Raw genomic sequence first — 19,104 nt, 5'->3', positions numbered from 1 at the left:
TCCACTGTTGGACTTCACACTGTCGCGATCACCGCCAGGCCCTGGCAAAACGGTAAGCATCGCCGACCAGACCTGACCATGACCGCGTCTTGACAAAGGATTTGAGGCTCGCCTTCTCCTTCTCAACCTTGGGCGTACCATCGACGCGCACAAAGTTCTGCATTGCCTTGGAGATAAGCTGCGGATAAGTGAGAAAGAAATTTTCGGAGTGGGTATGCATGAGGGGTGGCAAATCCTTGTACTTCTTGAGATCTTTGATGACGAAAGAATCGTCCAACATCTTTTTGTAGATTGAGAGATTTGTTGCACTCATCGGTTCGCCGCGCGATTTGACCAGACCTATCGCTTCGGCCGCGATACGGCCCGATGTCATCGCGAGATTGGAGCCCTCACGATGAACGGCATTGTTGAGTTGGGCGGCATCGCCCACGACGACCCAGCCCTCCCCATAAAGCTGTGGGATCGATTTGTAACCGCCTTCGGGAATGAGATGCGCCGAATATTCCTTTACTTCGGACCCTGCTATCAGTGGCGCCACAGAGGGATGCCTTTTGAATTCATCGAGCAGGCCATACGGCGTTTGGCCCGTGCGTTGGAAGTCGGCGACGAGACAACCGATGCCAAGCGAAATGCACTCTTTGTTGGCGTAGATGAAACCCATCCCGGTCATGCCGCGGGAAATGGTACCGGCAGCCTCTATCACGACGCCTTCATCCCCCTTAAGATTGAAGCGTGCTTCGATGGTTTCACGGGGCAAGAAGTGCATTTCCTTCACCGCGAGCGCAACGTTATCGGGTGCCGGACGGGCGCGCAGGCCCGCACGCGTGCCGAGCAAGCCATTGACCCCTTCGGCCAGAACGACGACGTCAGCATGTATCTCGCCGTCACGGCGATCTGTACGAACACCGACGACCCTGTTACGATCGTCCTGCGCGAGCTCTGTGACGGTGGTCTCGCAAAGCACGATCGCGCCAGCTTCCCGCACCTTTGAAGAAAACCATTTGTCAAACTGGGCGCGTATAATCGTATAGCGGTTCGGCCTCTGCTCGTTGAAGTCCTCCGAACGGTAGTGCATGCCGACATGCGAGCGATCGTCCATGATCCAGAACCGCTGTTCGATCAGGTGGCGTTCGAGTGGCGCCTCCTCTCGAAACTCGGGGATCAGCTTTTCCATCATGTCGGCATAGAGGATGGCCCCCTGCACATTCTTCGATCCGGGATATTCGCCCCGCTCGAGCTGCAGCACCTTCATGCCCTGTTTGGCCATCGTCAATGCCGCCGCGTTGCCGGCCATACCGGCTCCGACCACGATCGCATCGAATCTCTCTTCAATCATCAATATCTCCTCTAGACCGCGATCCTGGCGCGCGAATCTGGCAGAAGCCGCGCGCGAAATGCAGCCGTCAGGGCTGGCAACAATTGCATAGCATCACTGACGATCGCGAGATGGGCGAAGTCGAAGATCGGAGCGTTTTTGTCCGTGTTAACGGCGACGATCAGATCCGCGCCCTCGACGCCGACCCGGTGCTGGATCGCACCGGAAATGCCCGCGGCAATATAGAGCTTCGGCCGGATGGTTTTGCCTGTCTGACCGATTTGCCGGTCAGACGTAACCCAGCCCTTTTGCACGAGAGGACGCGAGCAGCCATATTCAGCCCCAAGCAGAGCTGCGAGCTCGCGTACCAACCGGAAGTTCTCAGGCGATCCCAGTCCAAGGCCGCCCGCAACCACAACATCGGCATAGGCCAGATTGGAAGTTTCTGCATCGCGGTCGGGTAGGAAGGACAATACTTTCGTGACTATATCGTCTTCTACAAGGCCGAGCGGATGAACGACGATACGAGCGGCATCGCGCATAACGCGTTCAGGCATCGGCATCACTCGCGGGCGGACCGTGGCCATCTGCGGGCGGTAATTCAAGGTATAGATTGTGCAGAGCAACGAGCCGCCAAAAGTTGGCCGCGTCGCCGCAAGTGAACCGTCGGCGTCCACGTCCAGCGCGGTGCAGTCGGCAGTAAGCCCCGTCGATAGATTCGTCGCCACGGAACCTGCGAGATCGCGACCAAGCGTCGTGGCGCCCAACAGTAATATCTCGGGCTTGTAGGTGTTGACGAGTTCGGTGAGCGCTTTCGTATAAGATTCGTTGCGGTAATCCGACAACACATTGTCGCTCACGAGATAGGCCAGATCGGCGCCGTAGCAAAAGGCTTCAAGTGCGGCGTTGCGTGTGTGCTGCCCCTCCGGACCGACAACGACAGCGGCAAGATTCACCTTTAGCCTGTCGGCAAGACCACGCCCCGCACCCATGAGCTCCCAGGAAACGGGATGCACTTGGCCCCGCTCCAGCTCGACGAAGACCCAGACGTGCTTGTACGACTTGAAGTGCTCCGGCAGTTCTTTTTTGGCTGCTCCGCGGCCGGCCCCTGCTGGCATCGCCGTTTTGCTGACCTTGCTCATAGTCTAAATTCCTCTCGACGATAGGCGCGCCCGCGCCACGGGTTGCTTTTTCGCTTTCGTTAACCGAAGTTCACTTTTGGCCGGCAAGTGGCTGGCTGCTCTGCCCGCCTGCGCGCTCGGACCAGTCGCACCACAATACGCGTCGTCGCAATTGGCGCACCCATTCGGCCGGCTTTGGAGGGATCTTGCAAACTGAATCCTTGGGTGCCGGGCTCGACGAGCGCCACCGTGGCCGGCCAGGACGAGGTGATCCTGACCGGCCACTTTCATGCCTTAGTTGACTAGTCCGTTCGCGGCTCCTCGCCGGTACCATCGATGGAGGTCCTGGCAAGGCTTCTGTCACGCGACCGTGCCGAGCCTCCAGCGCTGGCACTCCGTGTGGGAGGAGGGCACCACTTTTCGTAGCGCAGTTTCTATCTGCGATGAGATGCAGACACATTTGAGCGGGATCGGGGGCCGATTTGATGCGGACGCTACTGTGCATAGCCGCCGCAAGAGCCGCGCGAAGGGGACACCTATTATTGACTACCATCTCACCGTCACTACGAAACTGCGACCGCGTCAAAGACCGTTGCGAACAGACCTGACGGCATCGTAGGCCTCGATATGATGCCGCAGGGGGGCTCGGCAGGCAATGTAAGCAGCATCATGGGTCCTCCTTCAAACTCACCGGGGGCGCCACCATCTGTCGGCATCGATGATCAGATCAGCAGGACAACAGCAAGTGTCGTACCAGTTGCAAAGACGATTGAAGTCAGTGGGACGTATTGGCTTGCGCCACACATCAAACAGCTGCTGATACCTGGTCACGAATAATCCGGACATGGGTCGGGAATACGACAGCCGTTGGCCGGGCCATGACTAAGAGACTTGCCGCGATAAATAGAAAGCCGCATTAACGGAGCGCCTCGGCGTCCGCCGGACAGACTTCGCTTACAGTGGAACGCTAGGTCACTTCAACTCGCTCAAAGGAACGAAGGCCGCAGCCTTCTTGGAGTCTGAGACGGCATCCTTCAAAACCTTGAACACTCGCTCGTCGATCGGTGACGATGCCACGAAATCTCCATATGCCCGTTCCAGCATCGCCTTGCATCGAGTTCTGATTTCCGGCTCTGCGGCACCAGCAAATTTCTCCTGTGCGAGGTATTGTCCCATGCGCTTCAAAATGTGAAGGCGCGCGACATTCACGATCTTAGGGTCGTACTCGACGCCAAGCAGCGAAAAAAACTCCTCTGCCGATGAGGCCTTGCCGAGTCGATCTAGAATACCGGTTGCTGGGGATGAGCTGATCATCGAATATTCTCCTTCGGTTTAGCTCTGGTGAGCGCCCACATTGAGCGGATCCGAAACAGTAACGACAACGCGCCCGCGGGTTTTGCGGTTGCGCTCAATCTGATGAGAACTCGGTGACGGCGCGGAAAGACTTCTCATGACTGACACCTGAAGTTCGCGGGCCCGGTATATCCTAACACTTGGTTGACCTTTTCCATCGTTAGCTCCTGATGACTACACAGCCTGAAGACGGCATGGATATTATGGCAAGGGACCACATATTTCATCGACACCCTTGCGTCGACCCTCGCGTCGGCGCCTCTTTCCCGGGTCCGTGCGGCACTCCATCATGGTAAGCGGAAGATCTGCTTCGATAATTGCGCGGACGCGATGTTTTTGTTGACCGCGCCCGCCGTTACCGCCGCAGTCTTTGTGATCGTAACGGCCGACCTAGTGCAAGAAGTCACGCTTCTCTTTATGACCTTGTTCAGCAAATGCATCGTGGCAAATGCGACAGCGCTATGAGGCCGAACGAGGTGCCCTTTGGTGCGACAGGTTCGTTGCGGCACACCAACATGGTGAACTGTAGCCTAGCACTCGATCTTGCCGCCTTAACCACACGGCCGTCCGCTCGCATCCAAGTTGGTGATCCGCGCCCTCCTCCGACCTGCGGCCTACAAATGCGGTGAAGCCTTTTCGGATAACGATGCGACTGCGGTCTCTCCTGGCGTTTCAGATGCCCGGCCGCTGGACACAGCCGGCCATGCTGCGGCCTGCAACAGCAAATCGCGCCGACGCTCGGCCATCCGGCTCTCACCGCTTTCTTCACCGAAACAGATGTTGAATTCGTTACATTGATTGCACACGGGTGTCGTGCACATCGCAAGGCCTTCGTCCTCGCAAAGCATGCGGTAGAAGAAGCGCTTCCAACGCATATTGTTGACATTGCTCGCGGCGAGCGGCGCGAAATGCCGGCTCATCACGAGCGAGAGTTCGCCACGATCACGCAAGCCGAGAGCTTCCCAAAGATGGTCCGGCTCCATGGCGCGGCGCGCGATCATCGCAGCCAGCCACCGGCCGATATCCCCTTCCGTCGAGCGATGCTTGAGCAAAAGATCGCGAAGCATTGCGATCTCCTCATCCTCTTCCCGCTTGAAGGGCGCGGCCTGCTCCGGAGCCCTGATCCCGGTTGGGAGAAAGTGCTGCTCCAGTAAGACCGCCAATTCAACGCCGGACAGGCCAACTTTCTCAGACAGACAGCCACCATCCATCGTGGCAGCCGCCAGGATAGACGCCAGGGCATGGCGATCGAGATTGCTGTCGATGGCGATATCGGCATTTGCAGGATGTTCACCGGTGAGCAGCCGGTAGGTTGAAATTCCCTTGTGCAACTGGCTATTGGCGTCAGCAGCACAGGCAGTCGTGAACGGAAGGACGCGCGGCTCGGACATAACTCTGCGGTTTTTCACAATGCGTGGTTCGTCACGGCGCACTCTGGTTTTCGCGGCCGATCGTCAGTATGCCGCCCCCCCCCCCCCCCGGGAAGGGGGGTGAGGGAGACCGGCATCTGTCGCTCGCCTTCGCAAGGCGGCGACTCGCGGCCTTTACGAGGCTGCGAGTTCGGCGGCGGTTTTGCCGATGATTGATTCATCCACGGCCTTTATGATGCCATGCTCCATCAGCATGTCCTCGAGCTCATCCATTGAGATCGGGGTCGGGATGATGCCCTTGCCGCCATTATTGTGAACCTTGGCCGCTAGTTTCCGATAGTGATCAGCCTGCTTGGAATCGGGTGCATATTCAAGCACCGTCATGCGACGCAGCTCTGCATGCTGCACCACATTGTCACGCGGCACGAAGTAGATCAGTTGAGTGCCAAGCTTCTTGGCCAACGCTTCCGCCAGTTCCAATTCCTTGTCGGTCTGCCGCTCGTTGCAGATCAGGCCGCCCAACCGCACCCCACCTGAGTTCGCGTATTTCAGGATCCCCTTGGAAATATTGTTTGCGGCATACATTGCCATCATTTCACCAGACATCACGATGTAGATCTCCTGCGCCTTGTTTTCGCGGATTGGCATCGCAAAGCCACCGCAAACAACGTCGCCAAGCACATCGTAAGAAACATAGTCAATGTTCTCGTAGGCTCCGTTCTCTTCAAGAAAATTGATCGAGGTGATGACACCGCGGCCGGCGCAGCCGACACCTGGCTCAGGGCCACCGGACTCAACGCAGCGAATGTCCTGGTAGCCAACCTTCATTACGTCCTCGAGCTCTAGATCCTCCACGCTGCCGGCGCTCGCGGCAAGACTCAAAATCGTGTCCTGAGCCTTGGCGTGCAGAATAAGGCGCGTCGAGTCCGCTTTCGGATCGCACCCTACAATCAGGATCTTCTGACCCATCTCTGCCAGCGCCGCTAGCGTGTTCTGCGAAGTGGTGGACTTGCCGATTCCGCCCTTCCCGTAGAAGGCGATTTGTCTTAGTGAAGCCATGCTGCTCTCCATCAACCGATTTGCCAAACGTTGCGCGCTTCTTTTGCGAGCTTTGCTTCCCTCGCAGAAGCGGGGGCACACGGGTTCAAGGGAAGGAGCGCATCGCTCGCCTTACACGTCGGCGTGCACTCAGCCCTCACTCAGTGTTGCTGCCGCTTATCAGCAACAGCCGTGCCAAGGTCTAACCCGGCACCTTAAGCTTCTGATTACGTTTCCAAAAGCAACCAGCCGGCGCGTGATCGTAGGCTGTTTTGGATCTGACAAGATCTGCCCGGCTGTCAGACAACGAACAAACAATCGCAAACATGAACGCCAACAGCCAAATAGGCTGACTTAGCCGATGCCGCCATTGTGGAACAGAACTTGCTGCCGCTCGCGCAAGCTCAGCCATGTGAGGAGTAAAGATGCCGGACGGAGTCAAAATGAGACGGGCCAGCGGCTTTGCAAATTCGCTGAGGGCGCACCATGCGCTGATATTGACGTTGACTGTCAAGAACTTCGAATGGCTCCCGGGAAGCAGCAGCCCTGTGCTATTCGCCCAGCATAGCACGCCTACATAGGTACGCCGTGGCTACAATCATCTTCTATCAGAAGCCCGGCTGCGCCACGAACGCGCGTCAGATTCAAGCGCTAAAGTCCGCCGGTCATGACGTGGTCGTCCAGGACATCTTGAAGGAGCCATGGCATGCGGACGAATTGCGCAGCTTCTTTCTTTCGCAATATGCCCGTCGGCTCCTGGTTCAACCGAGCCGCGCCTCGTGTCAAGTCAGGCGAAGTCAATCTCGATTCTATCGACGCGGCGAGCGCACTCGCATTGATGGTGAGTGATCCACTACTGATACGACGACCGTTGATCGACTTAGACGGAATACGATGTGCCGGGCTCGATCGCGAGCCCGCGCTGTCGCAGCTTGGCCACCAGACGCAGGAGCATCTCCAGGGATGCCTGCACCAAGCAACTCGCACGCGCTGCCCGAAGATGGGATCAAGCGAATGAGCCAGTTCCGGACGATCACATCAGAAGAATGACGTTCTCGACTTGCGGCTTGCTTCACCGGGGTAATCGTAGGACCTCCGATTAGACGGCCCGGCGCGAGTATTTCCTTTAGCAAAACGTGTTTCGCAGCTGTGATCCTGATGCAACTGAGCGGCACGATCGCTCCCATATTTGATTGGTATCAAATCTTTCGCCGTTCCTTATGTGTGACAGAGACCTTGCGCGGCTTCTCGCGCGACTTTTGGAATGGAGAATTCGATGAGAGCAAGAACAGTCCTGGCAACTGTATCGGTCTTCGCGCTAGCGACCTCGTTGGCCAGCAACTCGGTACGTGGTGCTGATCTGGGTCCGGCGCCGGTCTACTATAAAGCTCCCCCTATTGAACCCCGCAACCCGTGGATGATCCGCCTGCGCGTGCTTGGCGTTTTGCCGGGTACCGCAGGCAGTTCTGTCAACGTTCCAGGGACGCCGTTGCTGTCATCACCCAACTCTGGGCTTTCGATCAGCGATCAAGCTAAGAGCTGGCCCCGCAAATTCGGACAGTAGCTTGAGTGGATTTTCTGCCTGACAGCGGCGAGGATTCTTGCTGCGAATCAGGAGCGAAGATGACGAAGAAGAGCCGCCGGACGCATTCTCCGGCATTCAAGGCGAAGGTTGCTTTGGCTGCGGTCAAAGGCGACAAGACACTGGCGGAGCTGGCGCAACTGTTTGATGTTCATCCGAACCAGATCACGATCTGGAAAAACCAGCTCCTGGAAGGCGCCGCCGGCGTGTTTGGGCATGACAAGACATCGGCCGAGACGCCGGTCGATTTGAAGGCGTTACATGCCAAGATCGGCGAGCTGGCGTTGGAAAACGATTTTTTGTCCGGCGCGCTCACCAAGGCGGGCCTGCTGAGCGCAAAGCGATGATCGACCGCGATCATGATCTTTCTATCGTGCGCCAGGCGAAGGTCCTGAAGCTGGCTCGCAGCACGGTCTACTATGAACCTCGGCCAGTTTCGGCCGAGGACCTTGCCTTGATGCGTCGGCTCGATGAGCTGCATCTCGATTATCCCTTCGCGGGAGCGCGTATGCTGCGATCGTTGCTGCGGCGGGAGGGCGTATACGCCGGTCGCCGCCACATCGCGACGCTGATGAAGCGCATGCGGATCGAGGCGGTCTATCGTCGCCCGAACACGAGCAAGCCGGCTCCGGGTCACAAGATCTACCCGTACCTGTTGCGCGGATTGAAGATCGAGCGGCCCGACCATGCGTGGGCAATGGACATCACCTACATTCCGATGCGGCGTGGCTTCGTCTATCTCGCGGCGGTCGTCGATGTGTTCAGCCGACGGGTCCTGGCCCATCGCGTCTCGATCACAATGGAGGCGGCCTTCTGCGTCGAAGCGGTCCAGGAGGCGTTGGCGAAGCACGGCAGGCCCGAGATTTTCAACACGGATCAGGGCAGCCAGTTCACCAGCCTCGAGTTCACCGATGTGCTGCTGGACGCGAAGATCGCCATCAGCATGGACGGCAAGGGCGCCTGGCGCGACAACGTGTTTGTCGAGCGGCTCTGGCGCACGGTCAAATACGAAGAAGTTTATCTCCGCGCCTACGACAGCGTGTCCGAGGCGCGAGCGTCAATTGCCAAGTATCTGGCCTTCTACAATCAGGGACGCCCTCACTCGAGCCTTGACGGGCGCACGCCCGACGAGGCTTACTTCGGCACGCAAGCTATGGTGATGGCCGCATGACCGTCGCCGACGGTTTTGTCGTCGCTCTGGTCGGGCTACGCCCTCCCGACGCAACGACAAAACCGTAAAGCCCCGCGTTCAGCATAACCCGGCAGGAATCCACTTAAATCCAGCGGGGCGCTGTCCAAACAACCGGGGCCAGCTCTCTATACCAGAGCTCGACATCACCTATTTCTTCACAGCTAACTTAGCCGCCGAACTCATTCTCGGCGTGACCAGTCATCACGTCAGCGGCAATGGCGCGCTCACAGGGCTCGATATCGGCAAAGCCTGGCTCTTGCCTCCTACACTGACCCTGCAATATCACTTCACCGATTTTGGGCCGCTTAAGCCCTATGTCGGCGCGGGCATCAACTACACTGTATTCTTCAACCAATCCCCCGTGGGTCGGTCAAAATCCCCCGGGTATGGTCACTTGAAACTCCCCCACCTGATGATCGCCGTCAGCGCCGCTGAACAGCAGTAGCCGGTCAGGCAGGACGTTTATGTTCGACCCCTTTAGCCAGCAAGGGGCCGGGGAGTTGAACGTCTTGAAGCGACATCTGCAAAGCACCGTACTTACATTACTTGATCGCAACACCAGCCAGCGCGAGATTCACCGGCTGACGGGTGTCGATCGCAAGACGATCCGGCGTTATCAGGCGCTGCGGGCCGGTGCGGAGGCAAATTCCCCCGGGGAAGTGACCACCGGCTCGGTGAGCGCGGACGGCCAAATTCCTCCACCCCGACCACCGGCTTTTGGGACATCGGAAGCGACGGTCACCAGCAGCCTGGCCCGTTCGGCTTGCGAAGCGCATCGGACGTGGATCGAAGAACAGGTCCGGCTGAAGCGGAACGCGCAGGCGATTTACCAGGACCTGGTTGATCAATTTGGCTTTCCGTCCAGCTACCAGAGTGTCAAGCGGTTTGTGCGCCGGTTGCGGCACGCTGATCCTGAGCAGTTTGATCGTCTTGAGTTCCTCCCCGGCGAGGAAGCTCAGGTCGACTATGGCGAGGGCGCGCCGACGGTTGATCCGAAGAGCGGGCGGTACCGTCGTCCCCGCCTGTTCGTGATGACGCTACGCTACTCGCGGCGCAGCTTCCGGCGGGTAGTCTGGAAGTCCAGCCAACAAGTCTGGGCGCAGCTCCACGAAGAGGCGTTCCGGTATTTTGGCGGGGTCCCCAGCTATGTCGTGCTCGACAACCTGAAGGAAGGCGTCCTCAAGCCGGATTTGTACGAGCCCCAGCTCAACCCGATTTACAGCGCGATGCTGGCTCATTACGCCGTGGTCGCCGATCCCGCGCGCGTGGCCGATCCAAATCGGAAAGGATGCGTCGAGAATGCGATTCAACATACCCAGGGCACTGCGCTGGCCGGACGGCGCTTCGAGACGCTGGAGGCGCAAAACGAGTTCTTGAGGCACTGGGAGGAGAACTGGGCTTCCAAACGCATCCACGGCAGCACGCGCCGTCAGGTCGAGGCGATGTTCCAGGAAGAGAAGCCGCACCTGCGGCCGCTGCCTGTCGCTCCCTTCCGCATCTTCACCGAAGTCGTCCGGACTGTCTGCGACGACACCACCGTACGCGTCGACAACAGCTATTACGCCGCGCGGCCCGCGCCGATCGGCAGCCAGGTCGTCGTGCGCATCTACACCACCACGATCGAGATCCGTGATCGCCACACCCGTGCGCTGCTGCGTGTTCATTCCCGGATGGCGCACCCCGGTTCTGTCGTCCTGCCGACCAGCGAACGGCCGTTCAACCCGTCGCGGCAAACCGCCGTGCTGCTGGCGAGCGCCGAGCGCATCGGACCGCAGACCAGGGCCTTGTGCCAGCAGGTGTTCGACACCGAAGGGCGCCCCGGACAGCGCGCGATGTGGGGCATTGTCGGGCTGGGCCGGAAGTACCCGGCGCGGCTGGTCGAGCAGGCCTGCGCGCACGCCATCGACAACCGCATCTACCGCTACAAGCACGTGCGTGCGACCGTCGAGCGGTTGTTCGAACAGGCGATCGAGCAGGTTGGAGTGACGCCACAGCCGGCATCGCCGCTCACCCAGGATCATCCGCTGATCCGTACCCCCGCGGAATACGGCGACCTCTTCAGCCGCGCTGTGCGGCGCGACGCCGACGACAATGGTCGGCAGGCCGAGGCTCACGACGATCACGCCACGGCAATCCGCGCTCGTGTCGCCTGCGCAACCCCGGCCAACTCCGGCGCCACGAGCGCTCCCGCTGCACCTTCTCACCTTAAACTGGAGACCTAGCCACATGATGACCATGCCGGAAATTGAGCGTTGCCTACGACAGCTGCGCCTGTCGGGTGTCCGCGACACGCTGCAGACGCGCGTGCTCCAGGCGCAGGGCGCCAACCAGCCCTTCCTCGAGACCTTCTCCCTTATCCTGCAGGATGAACTGGACCGTCGTCAGTCCCGTCTTATCGAGCGGCGATACCAGCAATCCGGGCTCGACGAAAAGCTGACGCTCGCCGAGTTCGACTGGTCCTTCAATCCCAAACTGCCACGTCAGACCTGCTTCCAGCTCCACACCCTGGCGTTCATTGCCGCTGGCGAGAACGCTCTGCTTGTTGGCAAACCTGGCACCGGGAAGTCGCACATCGCCAAGGCGATTGCCTATCAGGCGATCCTGCAAAGCCACAAGGTCCAGTATCTTGAGACCGACGACTTCTTCCACCGCTACGCCCTGAACTCTCCGGCACAACGCGAGGTCCGGCTGCGAACCATCATCGACTGCGATCTCCTCGTGCTGGACGATCTATTCCTCGCACGCGCCATCCCCGACGACGCCGGCACTTTGCTGCAGACCCTGATCCATCAGCGTTACAAACTGCGCCGCAGCGTCATCGTCACCTCCAATCGCGTCGTGCAGGATTGGGGGGCATACCTTGGGGACAACACTATGAGCACGACGATCCTCGATCGCCTTATGCATCATTGCCATCTGCTTGAGTTCGACGGACGCAGCTATCGGCTCAAAGAAGCCGCTGAAGCTCTTGCCCGGGAAACAAACTCAAACTAACAGTCCCTTGTCCTGCCTCGCGGGTGGAGGAATTTGACTGACCACACCCGGAGGAATTTGAAGTGACCCGCGGGGACCAATCGGCAGCCAATACTTCGCTCGCCGGGCTTTCCGTCACGGATCTAAACATCAAAAACCAATTCGGCGCGGCAGTCCAATTCGGTTTCGATTACATGCTCGATCGCCACTGGGGCCTCAACTTTGACGTTAAAAAGCTGTGGCTGCGGCCGGAGTACTCGGCCACCTTAAACAATGCGATTGCCGTTACGGGCCGCGCCCATATTGATCCATGGCTCGTCAGCGGCGGCGTCGCTTACAAGTTCTGACGTTAGAGCAGAGCCAGAGTGGAGAGGCCGTTTGACAAACTCGGATCCCAGCAGGATCATCGAGCTCGTCTCCTACTCTCGCCGGACTGACACGGAAAGCCGGCTGACGCGCCATCGACGCGTCAGCTCGCAAGAGAGGGAACCGCTGGCGTTGCTCGCGCTGCAAGTTACGAATCGCGCAGCACGTGAGTAACATTACACAAACGTCGACTCAGAATATGATCATACGTCTGTTTCGCCACGCTTAAGACCGAAGCCATTTTCCCATTTGCCTGATAAGAAGGCGATACGCCGCTGACAGCCTAATCTTGGCCGCGAAGTGCCCGGTTAATCTCAGACGATCCGCCCCCCAACGTCGAGCCGACGAGCAAGCCGACCATGCTAGCTAACCCGGCAAGCGGCCGCCAAGCGACGCCTCTAGCTTCGCTTGAGCACTATCACAAGCCGGTCGACACGTTTGCCGTGCTTGAGGTGGGATATGACGATCTCGTCGACATCCTCAGGCGTGGTCGCGCGATACCAGACTCCGTCGGGATAGACAACCAGCAAAGGACCAGAGTTACAAAAGCCAAGGCAGCCCGCAGTCGCGAAGCCAATATCGTCGAGGCCTTGCGCTTCGATCGCCTTGCCCATTCGATCCCACAGAGCTTGCGCGCCGGAGGCGCCACAACTGCCGTGGGGATGGTTTGGCGGACGCTGCGTGTTGCACGCAAAGACATGGTGCCTATAGAGTTGAGGGAGATGAAATTCTTTTTCTGAGTTCACGCGCCTATCCTCTGATAGTGAATTTCAGCTGTCGGGATGAGATGTGAGCGCATAGCCGCCCGCAATGTCCAACGATGACCGTCCATTGGCGCATGGACACCTGCTGATACCAACTCCCGCTTGCGAAGGCAGTCGGAATGGACGGGCGCCTTACTCGCTGTCGTCGCTGAGATGAGCGATAGGCACCTTCACGTCCGAAGGTCGCCTGCTGATCAATGACAACCTCTTCTCCCGGCATCGAGACCTCTCATTCATGCAACAATCCCCCCGATCAAATTTCTCGAAGAGCAAGTTGCACACCAAATGCGTCATAGCGCGCCTCACAATTGAGGGAAGTTGCGGCAATGCCGACGTTCTCGCCGCGATCAGCGATTGAATGCCCATGGCCTCGCTCAGAACAATAATGTCGGCCGGAGAGACGGCGTCGCCCTCGATCTGTTCACTCATCAAATCGCGGTTACCGGTTCGCTCAACCCGGCCCCGCCGTTTCCTGCTTTAAGGTATCGACAGCAGTTCGGCTCAACCGGAATACCCCGCGGCCACGAGCGAGCGGCTGATAAGCCGAGCTGGCACGGGTGTTGAGGACATCGAACCACCCGTTCGGAGTGAGCTTCCCTGGACGCTGGCCGATTTGTATCACCCGCCCATTCGGGGCGAAGCGGACGTGGATGATGATTTGTTGCAAGCTCATACCGATTCCTTATTTTGGCCGCTTACGATCACGAGCTGACACCCGACAAGCTCGACTGTAATGTGGTCGATTTCGAATATCTTAGCGGGACTCCTTCACGTGATTGCAGATGCGCCTCGTAGCACTGCTCGACCATGCGACACCACTCCAAGACATCATCGGTAGGCTTGCACAGCACTGCGCCGTATTCGGCCGGCTCATTGCTCACGGCCCAACATTCCTTTGGCCAATGCGATCCCGGTCGCCCGCGTTGAGTGTCGAACTCACGCATCACGCCCCGCACAAGCAAGCTGCGGAAGGCGGCGGCGCAGCTGGACAAAGGGACCCATGCCGTCGCTATCGGCAGCAAGCAGCCGTTCGATCTCGATCAATTCCTCGGTCGTGATCGCCATCGTCGTTCTTCTATCCTCGGGGACGGTGGTCCTTCATTGCCAGAACAGGCGCTCAGGATCCGCATTCAATTCGTCGATTGCAGGGATCAAGCGGTGATAGAGGCTGTAAAATTCCCAGACTCCCCCCGCATGATTTTTGCGAAACAGCTTCCAGATCCCGGTCACGCCATCATAAAGGATCAGCGCGACATCGACGAGCGCGCCATCCTTGTCGATATTGCGCGAGCAGCAGGGACTCTCGATGCAGTAGCCGCCCCACACGGGCGTCACGTTTGGCGAGACGTAGAGATAGCGCTTCCGCGCGCTCAAGCCGCGTTCGATCCGTTTGCGATCAAGCTCGTTGGGATGACGCGCCAACCCCGGTTTTACTTTCCTCATCAGTGCGGAATTCATGATGAAAGCCTCCCTTCAATGCCTTTTGATGTTCTCTTGAACTCCAGCAGATGAGCAGCTCCTCACCAAAATCAACGATAAAGATAGGCTCATGCGCTTTGTTGTTGAGAGTATCGATGACGGTCTGGCGGCTCGGCCTGGCGGCGAGCGAAGCTCCGTCCGTCTCCGTATCGACCGATGAGCGGTGCTTGATCAGGTCGGCTGTCGGTTTACCCCGCTGGCCCCACCAATATTTTGGAAAACCTCGCTGAGTCATGACTCCTCCGGTAGTGGCAAATCATCGACCTCCTCGCCTGCATCCACTGGCTCAAGTTCCTTGCGTTTCATGCCAACGCGGTAGCCGCTTTCCAAAAACTCCACGCCGTAGATGTAGAATTGCTGCAAGAACGTGCCGATCGAGACGACGTAGCCCACCTCCCCCTTCTTGACCAAGACGTCTCCGATCTCCTTGCCGGGATAGGTGCCATCATTCCGGATGACGCGATTGGCGCGAAGCTTTTGGCCAAAGCTGAAGGCGGGTGGGTCGCTTAGCTCGACGGCGTCGCTATCCCGGAGAATTCTGTTCATATTTCGCTCCTCATGCACCGACGGCGCGGGGGCACGCCGAGGGGACACTCTGCTCCGCATCACGAGGCGCCCTCGAGCGCCGAAATGTCGCCAGGCTGTGCTGCCCGCCAGCAACAGCCCCATCGCAGGAATCCAGAGCGGCCACCGTCCGTAAGAGCAGACGCCGGCGCCTGCGGAGCCGCCAGTTCGCAGGGCGACGTTTGGGACGTGTTCAGCACCAGCGATTGCATTGCCGCTCAGGCTCCACACTTCAGACGGGCGCCTGGTAGCGAGGCAAGGCCCTGTCAACCACGCAGGTGTTGTCGACCGGACAGGCAGCGGCACATTGCGGTTCGTCAAAATGCCCCACGCATTCGGTGCATTTCGCCGCTTCAATGACAAAGTTTCCCCACTTCTCCGAAATAGCAACGTTCGGGCATAAAGGCTCGCAAGCTGAGCAGCTCGTGCACTGCGAGGCGATGATTTTGAATGGCACATATTCCTCCTTACGCCGCAGAGATCCGATCTCCAGGCCAACGCGGGGGCACGCCGCGCTGCACATGCTGGATCTCCCCGCGCTTTACTTTGCCGACATAGGCCCTGAACCAAGCGATCGTCGACTTCTCAATGTACTCATAGGCGAATTGATCGACCGGCTCGATCCCAGCCTTGATCAGGCTGCTCTTGGGGCAGCCGCCGATCTTAGCCACGAAGACCGCGTGGCAGTCACGGATGTCGCGCATGATCACGGATAGCCTATCTTCCTCGCCATAGCCGGCCTGGCAGTAACCCTCCACACGACGTAGCCCGACGAACTTGGCGCCGGATGTGGAGAGCTCGTACAGTTGGAGTTCCTTTGCATGTCCAAAGTGCTCGTTGATCAATCCCGAGCCCTTAGTTGCGACGGCTACTAGAACAGTGATCGCGCTCATCTCTCCGGAGACTCCCGCCAACTCCTTTTGACCGGCCGCGACTTTGGAGACGCGCTCATTCTCTACCCTTTTTTGATAAGCCTTGCGCATCTCCAGGTCATAATGGACGTCCATTTTCATCACCTGATCATTGGTGAACTCCGCGCTGCGATCCTCGCCGAGTAGACCGACCGCATCAGCGCGGCACTGCCGGCAATGCCGCATCATGTTTATCTTCCCTTCGCAAGCATCTTGCAGCGTCTTCAATTCTTGAGCCGTCGGACCGCGCTGACCGTTGAGGCCAAATGCTGTTCCGTGCTCGGGTAGGGAGATCAGCGGCATGATATTGTGAAGGAAGGCACCGCGCGACGTGACCGCCTTGTTGACCTCGACCAGGTGGTCATCATTGATATTGGGGATCATCACCGAGTTGATCTTGCACAAAATGCCCCGTTCGCTAAGCATCTGGAGCCCTTGAAGCTGGCGATTGGTGAGTATCCTTGCCGCCTCGATGCCGGTGTATCGCTTGTGGTTGAAGAAGATCCATGGATAAATCTTGGCTCCGATTTCAGGATCGACCATGTTGATGGTGATGGTGACGTGGTCAACTTTGGCCCTCACGATGGTATCGACATAGTCTGGCAGCGCTAGTCCGTTGGTTGACAGACACAGCTTGATGTCAGGAGCAGCCTCGGTGACCAACGCGAGCGTTTTGAACGTCTTTGCTGGATTGGCCAGGGCATCGCCGGGACCAGCGATGCCAAGTACCGTCATCTGCGGAATGGTCGTCGCGACCGCGATCACTTTTCTCACTGCCTGCTCAGGGGTGAGCTTCTCGCTCACCACACCCGGACGCGATTCATTGGCGCAGTCGTATTTTCGGTTGCAGTAGTTGCACTGGATATTGCAGGCAGGTGCGACCGCGACATGCATGCGAGCGTAATGATGGTGCGCATCCTCGCTGTAACAGGGATGGTTTTTCACCCTTTCCCAGATTTCGACCGGCAGATCGCCTCGGCCGGCCTGCGAGCCGCAGCTCGCCCGCCCAGTCTTCGCCGAAGCGCGGCAGCCCTTATGCTCGGTTATGGACTGCATGATCTTACCGCTATTGACCGCTGCTTTGATATATTTTCCGCGCTCCACGACCGAGATCACTCCCCTGCAAGCATCGACGCCCACAGATCATCCTAGAGCGCGCTTCAGGAAGATTAGCAACTTGCATGCCATGGCGAGGATGATGCGAATGCAACCACAGTACACCGAGTTGGCGCAGCGATAGCGTTGGCACTTGCAAGACAGCAATGATGAGCTTGTTGGCAAAGCGACAGATGCGTCGCCATTCTCACTCGGGGCTCCATCTCGTGTGCTTTTCACTCTCGCGGGGCTCGCCCCGATCCAGCTCATCTGAACGGGCTTTCGCGCGCTGCCGCTCTCAATTGGCCCGATCCGAACTGGGGAAGCCGGACATCATAAGGCCAATACTAGTACCCGGAATCAGAGCTGAGTGATACGGCGGCCTTTGAAACGGCGTTGACGGACCTTTTTCTTGGTCCAGACGAAGGGCTCGGCTCTGTCGTTGTATGCGTTGACGTAGGCATCGATGTGTTCCTGAAGCTGCTTGAGGCTCGTGAAGGAGGTGCCGCTGAGCGACTGGAGCTATGGCTGATTTTGGGTGACGCGGCCTGATCAGGCGGCGTGGCTTTCAGTGTTCGGAATGACTTCGATTCCGTCGATGAACTTTACACCGGCGATGACTTTCGGCAACTGGTTCGTGCTCTTCAATCGCCGCCAGGTCTTCGATGCGGCGTCGATGAGCTTGAACACCATCAGCTTCGCAGTTTGTTGCGACAGCGATCCCTTGGTCCGCACCGTTCGGTGGCGCACCGTGGCGAAGACGCTCTCGATCGGGTTCGAGCTGCGTAGGTGGATCCAGTGCTCAGCAGGGAAGTCGAAGAAGGCGAGCAGCGCATGGCGATCCTTGATCAGGCACTCCACCGCACGTCCGTATTTGACGTGGTATTTCTCGACGAAGACGTCGATCGCGGTTTCAGCTTCGGCCCGGTGTGGGACCAGATAGATGTTCCGCAGGTCGTTCTTCATGGGGCCCTGCACGGATTTGGCGACCTTGTCGAGTACGTTGCTCACTTTATGGCACCAGCATCGTTGGTGCCGCGTGCCGGGAAAGGCCTCGTCCAGTGCCTTCCAGAAGCCGAGGGCGCCGTCGCCGATGGCGAGTTGCGGGGCAATCCGTAACCCGCGTTGCCGCAGGTCGATCAGGAGTTCGCGCCAGCTCTGCGCGCTCTCGCGCACGCCGACCTGGAAGCCGATCAGCTCCTTCTTGCCTTCCGGCGTGGTGCCAATCAGCACCAGCATGCATTCGCTGTGATCTTCCATGCGGGCCTGCAGGTACACGCCATCGGCCCAGATGTAGACATAGCGACGCGCCGACAGATCGCGTCTCTGCCAGCGTTCGTACTCGACCTGCCAATCGGCCTTCAGGCCGGCGATCACCGAAGGCGACAGGTTCGGCGCATCCTTGCCGAGCAGCGCCGAGAGCGCCTCCTGGAAGTCGCCGGTCGAGATGCCGCGCAAATAGAGGACCGGGATCAAGGCATCCAGGCTCTTCGTCCGCCGCGCCCATAGCGGCAGGATTGCCGAACTGAAGCGGAGGCGGTCGCCTGGCCCGCTCGCTCCGCGGTCGCGGACCTTGGGACGAGCGACCTCCACCGGACCGATGCCGGTCGCAATCTCGCGCACCGGACCGTGCCCATGTCGGACCAGGCGCGCTCGACCGTCGGGCAGCGTCAGATTGGCCGTGCTGGCCAGAAACGCGCCAACCTCGATCTCGATCGCCCTGGCAAGCAGGTCCCGCGCGCCGGCTCGAACGATATCGGTCAGTGGATCATCAACCGCGGACGGCTGACGGAAAGCAAGAACATTGGTAGTCTCGGTCATGGCGTATCGCTCTCCTCGAGAGGTTCTGGCAGGCTCGTCACCCGCCTCGATACGCCGCCTTCCTCACACCGTCATCACCCAGATTCCGCCATAGCTCCGATCCGACTTGTTCGCGTCGGAGGGGCCCTTAGGTAATCAACCGCAATTTCGCTCGATCGGA

General features: G+C 58.8%; 17 protein-coding genes and 4 pseudogenes. 7 read left to right on the top strand and 14 right to left on the bottom strand.

What is annotated here, in order from left to right; translation table 11 throughout:
- Positions 1–28: 28 nt before the first annotated feature.
- The 5 genes from ACFLEY_RS41810 to nifH all read right to left on the bottom strand — a co-directional run bounded on the left by ACFLEY_RS41810 (position 29) and on the right by nifH (position 6,218).
- Positions 29–1,336 carry an FAD-dependent monooxygenase gene (locus tag ACFLEY_RS41810; protein WP_060909129.1) on the bottom strand — a complete coding sequence of 436 codons (1,308 nt, stop codon included), beginning with the start codon at positions 1,334–1,336 and terminating at the stop codon, positions 29–31.
- Positions 1,337–1,347: 11 nt separating this feature from the next.
- Positions 1,348–2,457: an electron transfer flavoprotein subunit alpha/FixB family protein gene (locus ACFLEY_RS41805; RefSeq protein ID WP_060909128.1), complete on the bottom strand. Its 1,110-nt coding sequence runs from the start codon at positions 2,455–2,457 to the stop codon at positions 1,348–1,350.
- A gap of 951 nt (positions 2,458–3,408) precedes the next feature.
- Complete coding sequence (nifW, locus tag ACFLEY_RS41800; protein WP_011084580.1) at positions 3,409–3,750, bottom strand: nitrogenase stabilizing/protective protein NifW; 342 nt, start codon at positions 3,748–3,750, stop codon at positions 3,409–3,411.
- 653 nt (positions 3,751–4,403) lie between these two features.
- On the bottom strand, positions 4,404–5,222 hold the full coding sequence (locus ACFLEY_RS41795; RefSeq protein WP_082755563.1) for a nitrogen fixation protein NifQ: 819 nt from the start codon (positions 5,220–5,222) through the stop codon (positions 4,404–4,406).
- Between the two features lie 111 nt (positions 5,223–5,333).
- The gene (nifH, locus tag ACFLEY_RS41790) at positions 5,334–6,218 is read right to left on the bottom strand and encodes a nitrogenase iron protein (protein WP_011084578.1); all 885 of its coding nucleotides are present in this window, start codon (positions 6,216–6,218) and stop codon (positions 5,334–5,336) included.
- Positions 6,219–6,903: 685 nt separating this feature from the next.
- Between nifH and ACFLEY_RS41785 the strand changes: the two genes are divergently transcribed.
- The 7 genes and pseudogenes from ACFLEY_RS41785 to ACFLEY_RS41755 all read left to right on the top strand — a co-directional run.
- Positions 6,904–7,215 carry an ArsC/Spx/MgsR family protein gene (locus ACFLEY_RS41785; protein WP_396604421.1) on the top strand — a complete coding sequence of 104 codons (312 nt, stop codon included), beginning with the start codon at positions 6,904–6,906 and terminating at the stop codon, positions 7,213–7,215.
- A 246-nt stretch (positions 7,216–7,461) separates the two neighbouring features.
- Positions 7,462–7,728 (top strand): annotated as a pseudogene (locus ACFLEY_RS41780) (OmpW family protein); the annotation flags it as partial.
- Positions 7,729–7,820: 92 nt separating this feature from the next.
- Positions 7,821–8,950 (top strand): IS3-like element ISRj2 family transposase gene (locus tag ACFLEY_RS41775; protein ID WP_085967151.1). Its coding sequence is split into 2 segments (ribosomal slippage): positions 7,821–8,073 and positions 8,073–8,950, totalling 1,131 coding nucleotides; the frame shifts between segments, so codons are not numbered across the junction.
- A gap of 148 nt (positions 8,951–9,098) precedes the next feature.
- A pseudogene (locus ACFLEY_RS41770) lies at positions 9,099–9,329 on the top strand (OmpW family protein); the annotation flags it as partial.
- A gap of 106 nt (positions 9,330–9,435) precedes the next feature.
- The gene (gene istA / locus ACFLEY_RS41765) at positions 9,436–11,193 is read left to right on the top strand and encodes an IS21-like element IS1631 family transposase (RefSeq protein WP_100214066.1); all 1,758 of its coding nucleotides are present in this window, start codon (positions 9,436–9,438) and stop codon (positions 11,191–11,193) included.
- 4 nt (positions 11,194–11,197) lie between these two features.
- Positions 11,198–11,965, top strand: a complete 768-nt coding sequence (istB, locus tag ACFLEY_RS41760; protein WP_038952109.1) for an IS21-like element IS1631 family helper ATPase IstB — start codon at positions 11,198–11,200, stop codon at positions 11,963–11,965.
- 74 nt (positions 11,966–12,039) lie between these two features.
- Positions 12,040–12,291, top strand: a pseudogene (locus ACFLEY_RS41755) (OmpW family protein); the annotation flags it as partial.
- 417 nt (positions 12,292–12,708) lie between these two features.
- On the opposite strand, the gene ACFLEY_RS41750 reads toward ACFLEY_RS41755, so the two are convergent.
- From ACFLEY_RS41750 to ACFLEY_RS41710, 9 genes and pseudogenes are all read right to left on the bottom strand, one after another.
- The gene (locus tag ACFLEY_RS41750) at positions 12,709–13,056 is read right to left on the bottom strand and encodes a ferredoxin (RefSeq protein WP_035679057.1); all 348 of its coding nucleotides are present in this window, start codon (positions 13,054–13,056) and stop codon (positions 12,709–12,711) included.
- Positions 13,057–14,010: 954 nt separating this feature from the next.
- Positions 14,011–14,139, bottom strand: a complete 129-nt coding sequence (locus ACFLEY_RS41745) for a hypothetical protein (protein WP_283823364.1) — start codon at positions 14,137–14,139, stop codon at positions 14,011–14,013.
- A 33-nt stretch (positions 14,140–14,172) separates the two neighbouring features.
- On the bottom strand, positions 14,173–14,532 hold the full coding sequence (locus ACFLEY_RS41740; protein ID WP_018647468.1) for a DUF3024 domain-containing protein: 360 nt from the start codon (positions 14,530–14,532) through the stop codon (positions 14,173–14,175).
- Positions 14,471–14,788 (bottom strand): hypothetical protein, encoded by a 318-nt coding sequence (locus tag ACFLEY_RS41735; protein ID WP_014497965.1) that lies wholly within the window; start codon positions 14,786–14,788, stop codon positions 14,471–14,473. Before ACFLEY_RS41735 ends, ACFLEY_RS41740 begins: the two co-directional genes overlap by 62 nt.
- On the bottom strand, positions 14,785–15,099 hold the full coding sequence (locus ACFLEY_RS41730) for a nitrogen fixation protein NifZ (protein ID WP_028153326.1): 315 nt from the start codon (positions 15,097–15,099) through the stop codon (positions 14,785–14,787). Before ACFLEY_RS41730 ends, ACFLEY_RS41735 begins: the two co-directional genes overlap by 4 nt.
- A 250-nt stretch (positions 15,100–15,349) precedes the next feature.
- The gene (locus ACFLEY_RS41725) at positions 15,350–15,574 is read right to left on the bottom strand and encodes a 4Fe-4S binding protein (RefSeq protein ID WP_082755559.1); all 225 of its coding nucleotides are present in this window, start codon (positions 15,572–15,574) and stop codon (positions 15,350–15,352) included.
- A 10-nt stretch (positions 15,575–15,584) separates the two neighbouring features.
- Positions 15,585–17,084 carry a nitrogenase cofactor biosynthesis protein NifB gene (gene nifB / locus ACFLEY_RS41720; RefSeq protein WP_082757134.1) on the bottom strand — a complete coding sequence of 500 codons (1,500 nt, stop codon included), beginning with the start codon at positions 17,082–17,084 and terminating at the stop codon, positions 15,585–15,587.
- Between the two features lie 399 nt (positions 17,085–17,483).
- Positions 17,484–17,642 (bottom strand): annotated as a pseudogene (locus tag ACFLEY_RS41715) (IS630 family transposase); the annotation flags it as partial.
- Positions 17,643–17,675: 33 nt separating this feature from the next.
- Positions 17,676–18,944 carry an IS256 family transposase gene (locus ACFLEY_RS41710; RefSeq protein ID WP_396604420.1) on the bottom strand — a complete coding sequence of 423 codons (1,269 nt, stop codon included), beginning with the start codon at positions 18,942–18,944 and terminating at the stop codon, positions 17,676–17,678.
- Between the last annotated feature and the right edge of the window lie 160 nt (positions 18,945–19,104).

The sequence above is a fragment of the Bradyrhizobium sp. YCK136 genome, from assembly GCF_044570075.1.
Taxonomy (GTDB): Bacteria; Pseudomonadota; Alphaproteobacteria; order Rhizobiales; family Xanthobacteraceae; genus Bradyrhizobium; species Bradyrhizobium diazoefficiens.
Note: the sequence above shows the minus strand (reverse complement) of the source record. Positions and strands in the feature narration are given on the sequence as shown.

Excerpts from the sequence above, each read along its gene's own strand:
- nifW (WP_011084580.1), bottom strand. The coding sequence starts at position 3,750 with ATGATCAGCTCATCCCCAGCAACCGGTATTCTAGATCGACTCGGCAAG.
- nifB (WP_082757134.1), bottom strand. The coding sequence starts at position 17,084 with ATGCAGTCCATAACCGAGCATAAGGGCTGCCGCGCTTCGGCGAAGACT.
- istB (WP_038952109.1), top strand. The coding sequence starts at position 11,198 with ATGATGACCATGCCGGAAATTGAGCGTTGCCTACGACAGCTGCGCCTG.
- ACFLEY_RS41785 (WP_396604421.1), top strand. The coding sequence starts at position 6,904 with ATGCGGACGAATTGCGCAGCTTCTTTCTTTCGCAATATGCCCGTCGGC.
- ACFLEY_RS41735 (WP_014497965.1), bottom strand. The coding sequence starts at position 14,788 with ATGACTCAGCGAGGTTTTCCAAAATATTGGTGGGGCCAGCGGGGTAAA.
- ACFLEY_RS41810 (WP_060909129.1), bottom strand. The coding sequence starts at position 1,336 with ATGATTGAAGAGAGATTCGATGCGATCGTGGTCGGAGCCGGTATGGCC.
- istA (WP_100214066.1), top strand. The coding sequence starts at position 9,436 with ATGTTCGACCCCTTTAGCCAGCAAGGGGCCGGGGAGTTGAACGTCTTG.
- ACFLEY_RS41745 (WP_283823364.1), bottom strand. The coding sequence starts at position 14,139 with ATGGCGATCACGACCGAGGAATTGATCGAGATCGAACGGCTGCTTGCT.
- ACFLEY_RS41805 (WP_060909128.1), bottom strand. The coding sequence starts at position 2,457 with ATGAGCAAGGTCAGCAAAACGGCGATGCCAGCAGGGGCCGGCCGCGGA.
- ACFLEY_RS41730 (WP_028153326.1), bottom strand. The coding sequence starts at position 15,099 with ATGAACAGAATTCTCCGGGATAGCGACGCCGTCGAGCTAAGCGACCCA.
- ACFLEY_RS41710 (WP_396604420.1), bottom strand. The coding sequence starts at position 18,944 with ATGACCGAGACTACCAATGTTCTTGCTTTCCGTCAGCCGTCCGCGGTT.
- ACFLEY_RS41740 (WP_018647468.1), bottom strand. The coding sequence starts at position 14,532 with ATGAATTCCGCACTGATGAGGAAAGTAAAACCGGGGTTGGCGCGTCAT.
- nifH (WP_011084578.1), bottom strand. The coding sequence starts at position 6,218 with ATGGCTTCACTAAGACAAATCGCCTTCTACGGGAAGGGCGGAATCGGC.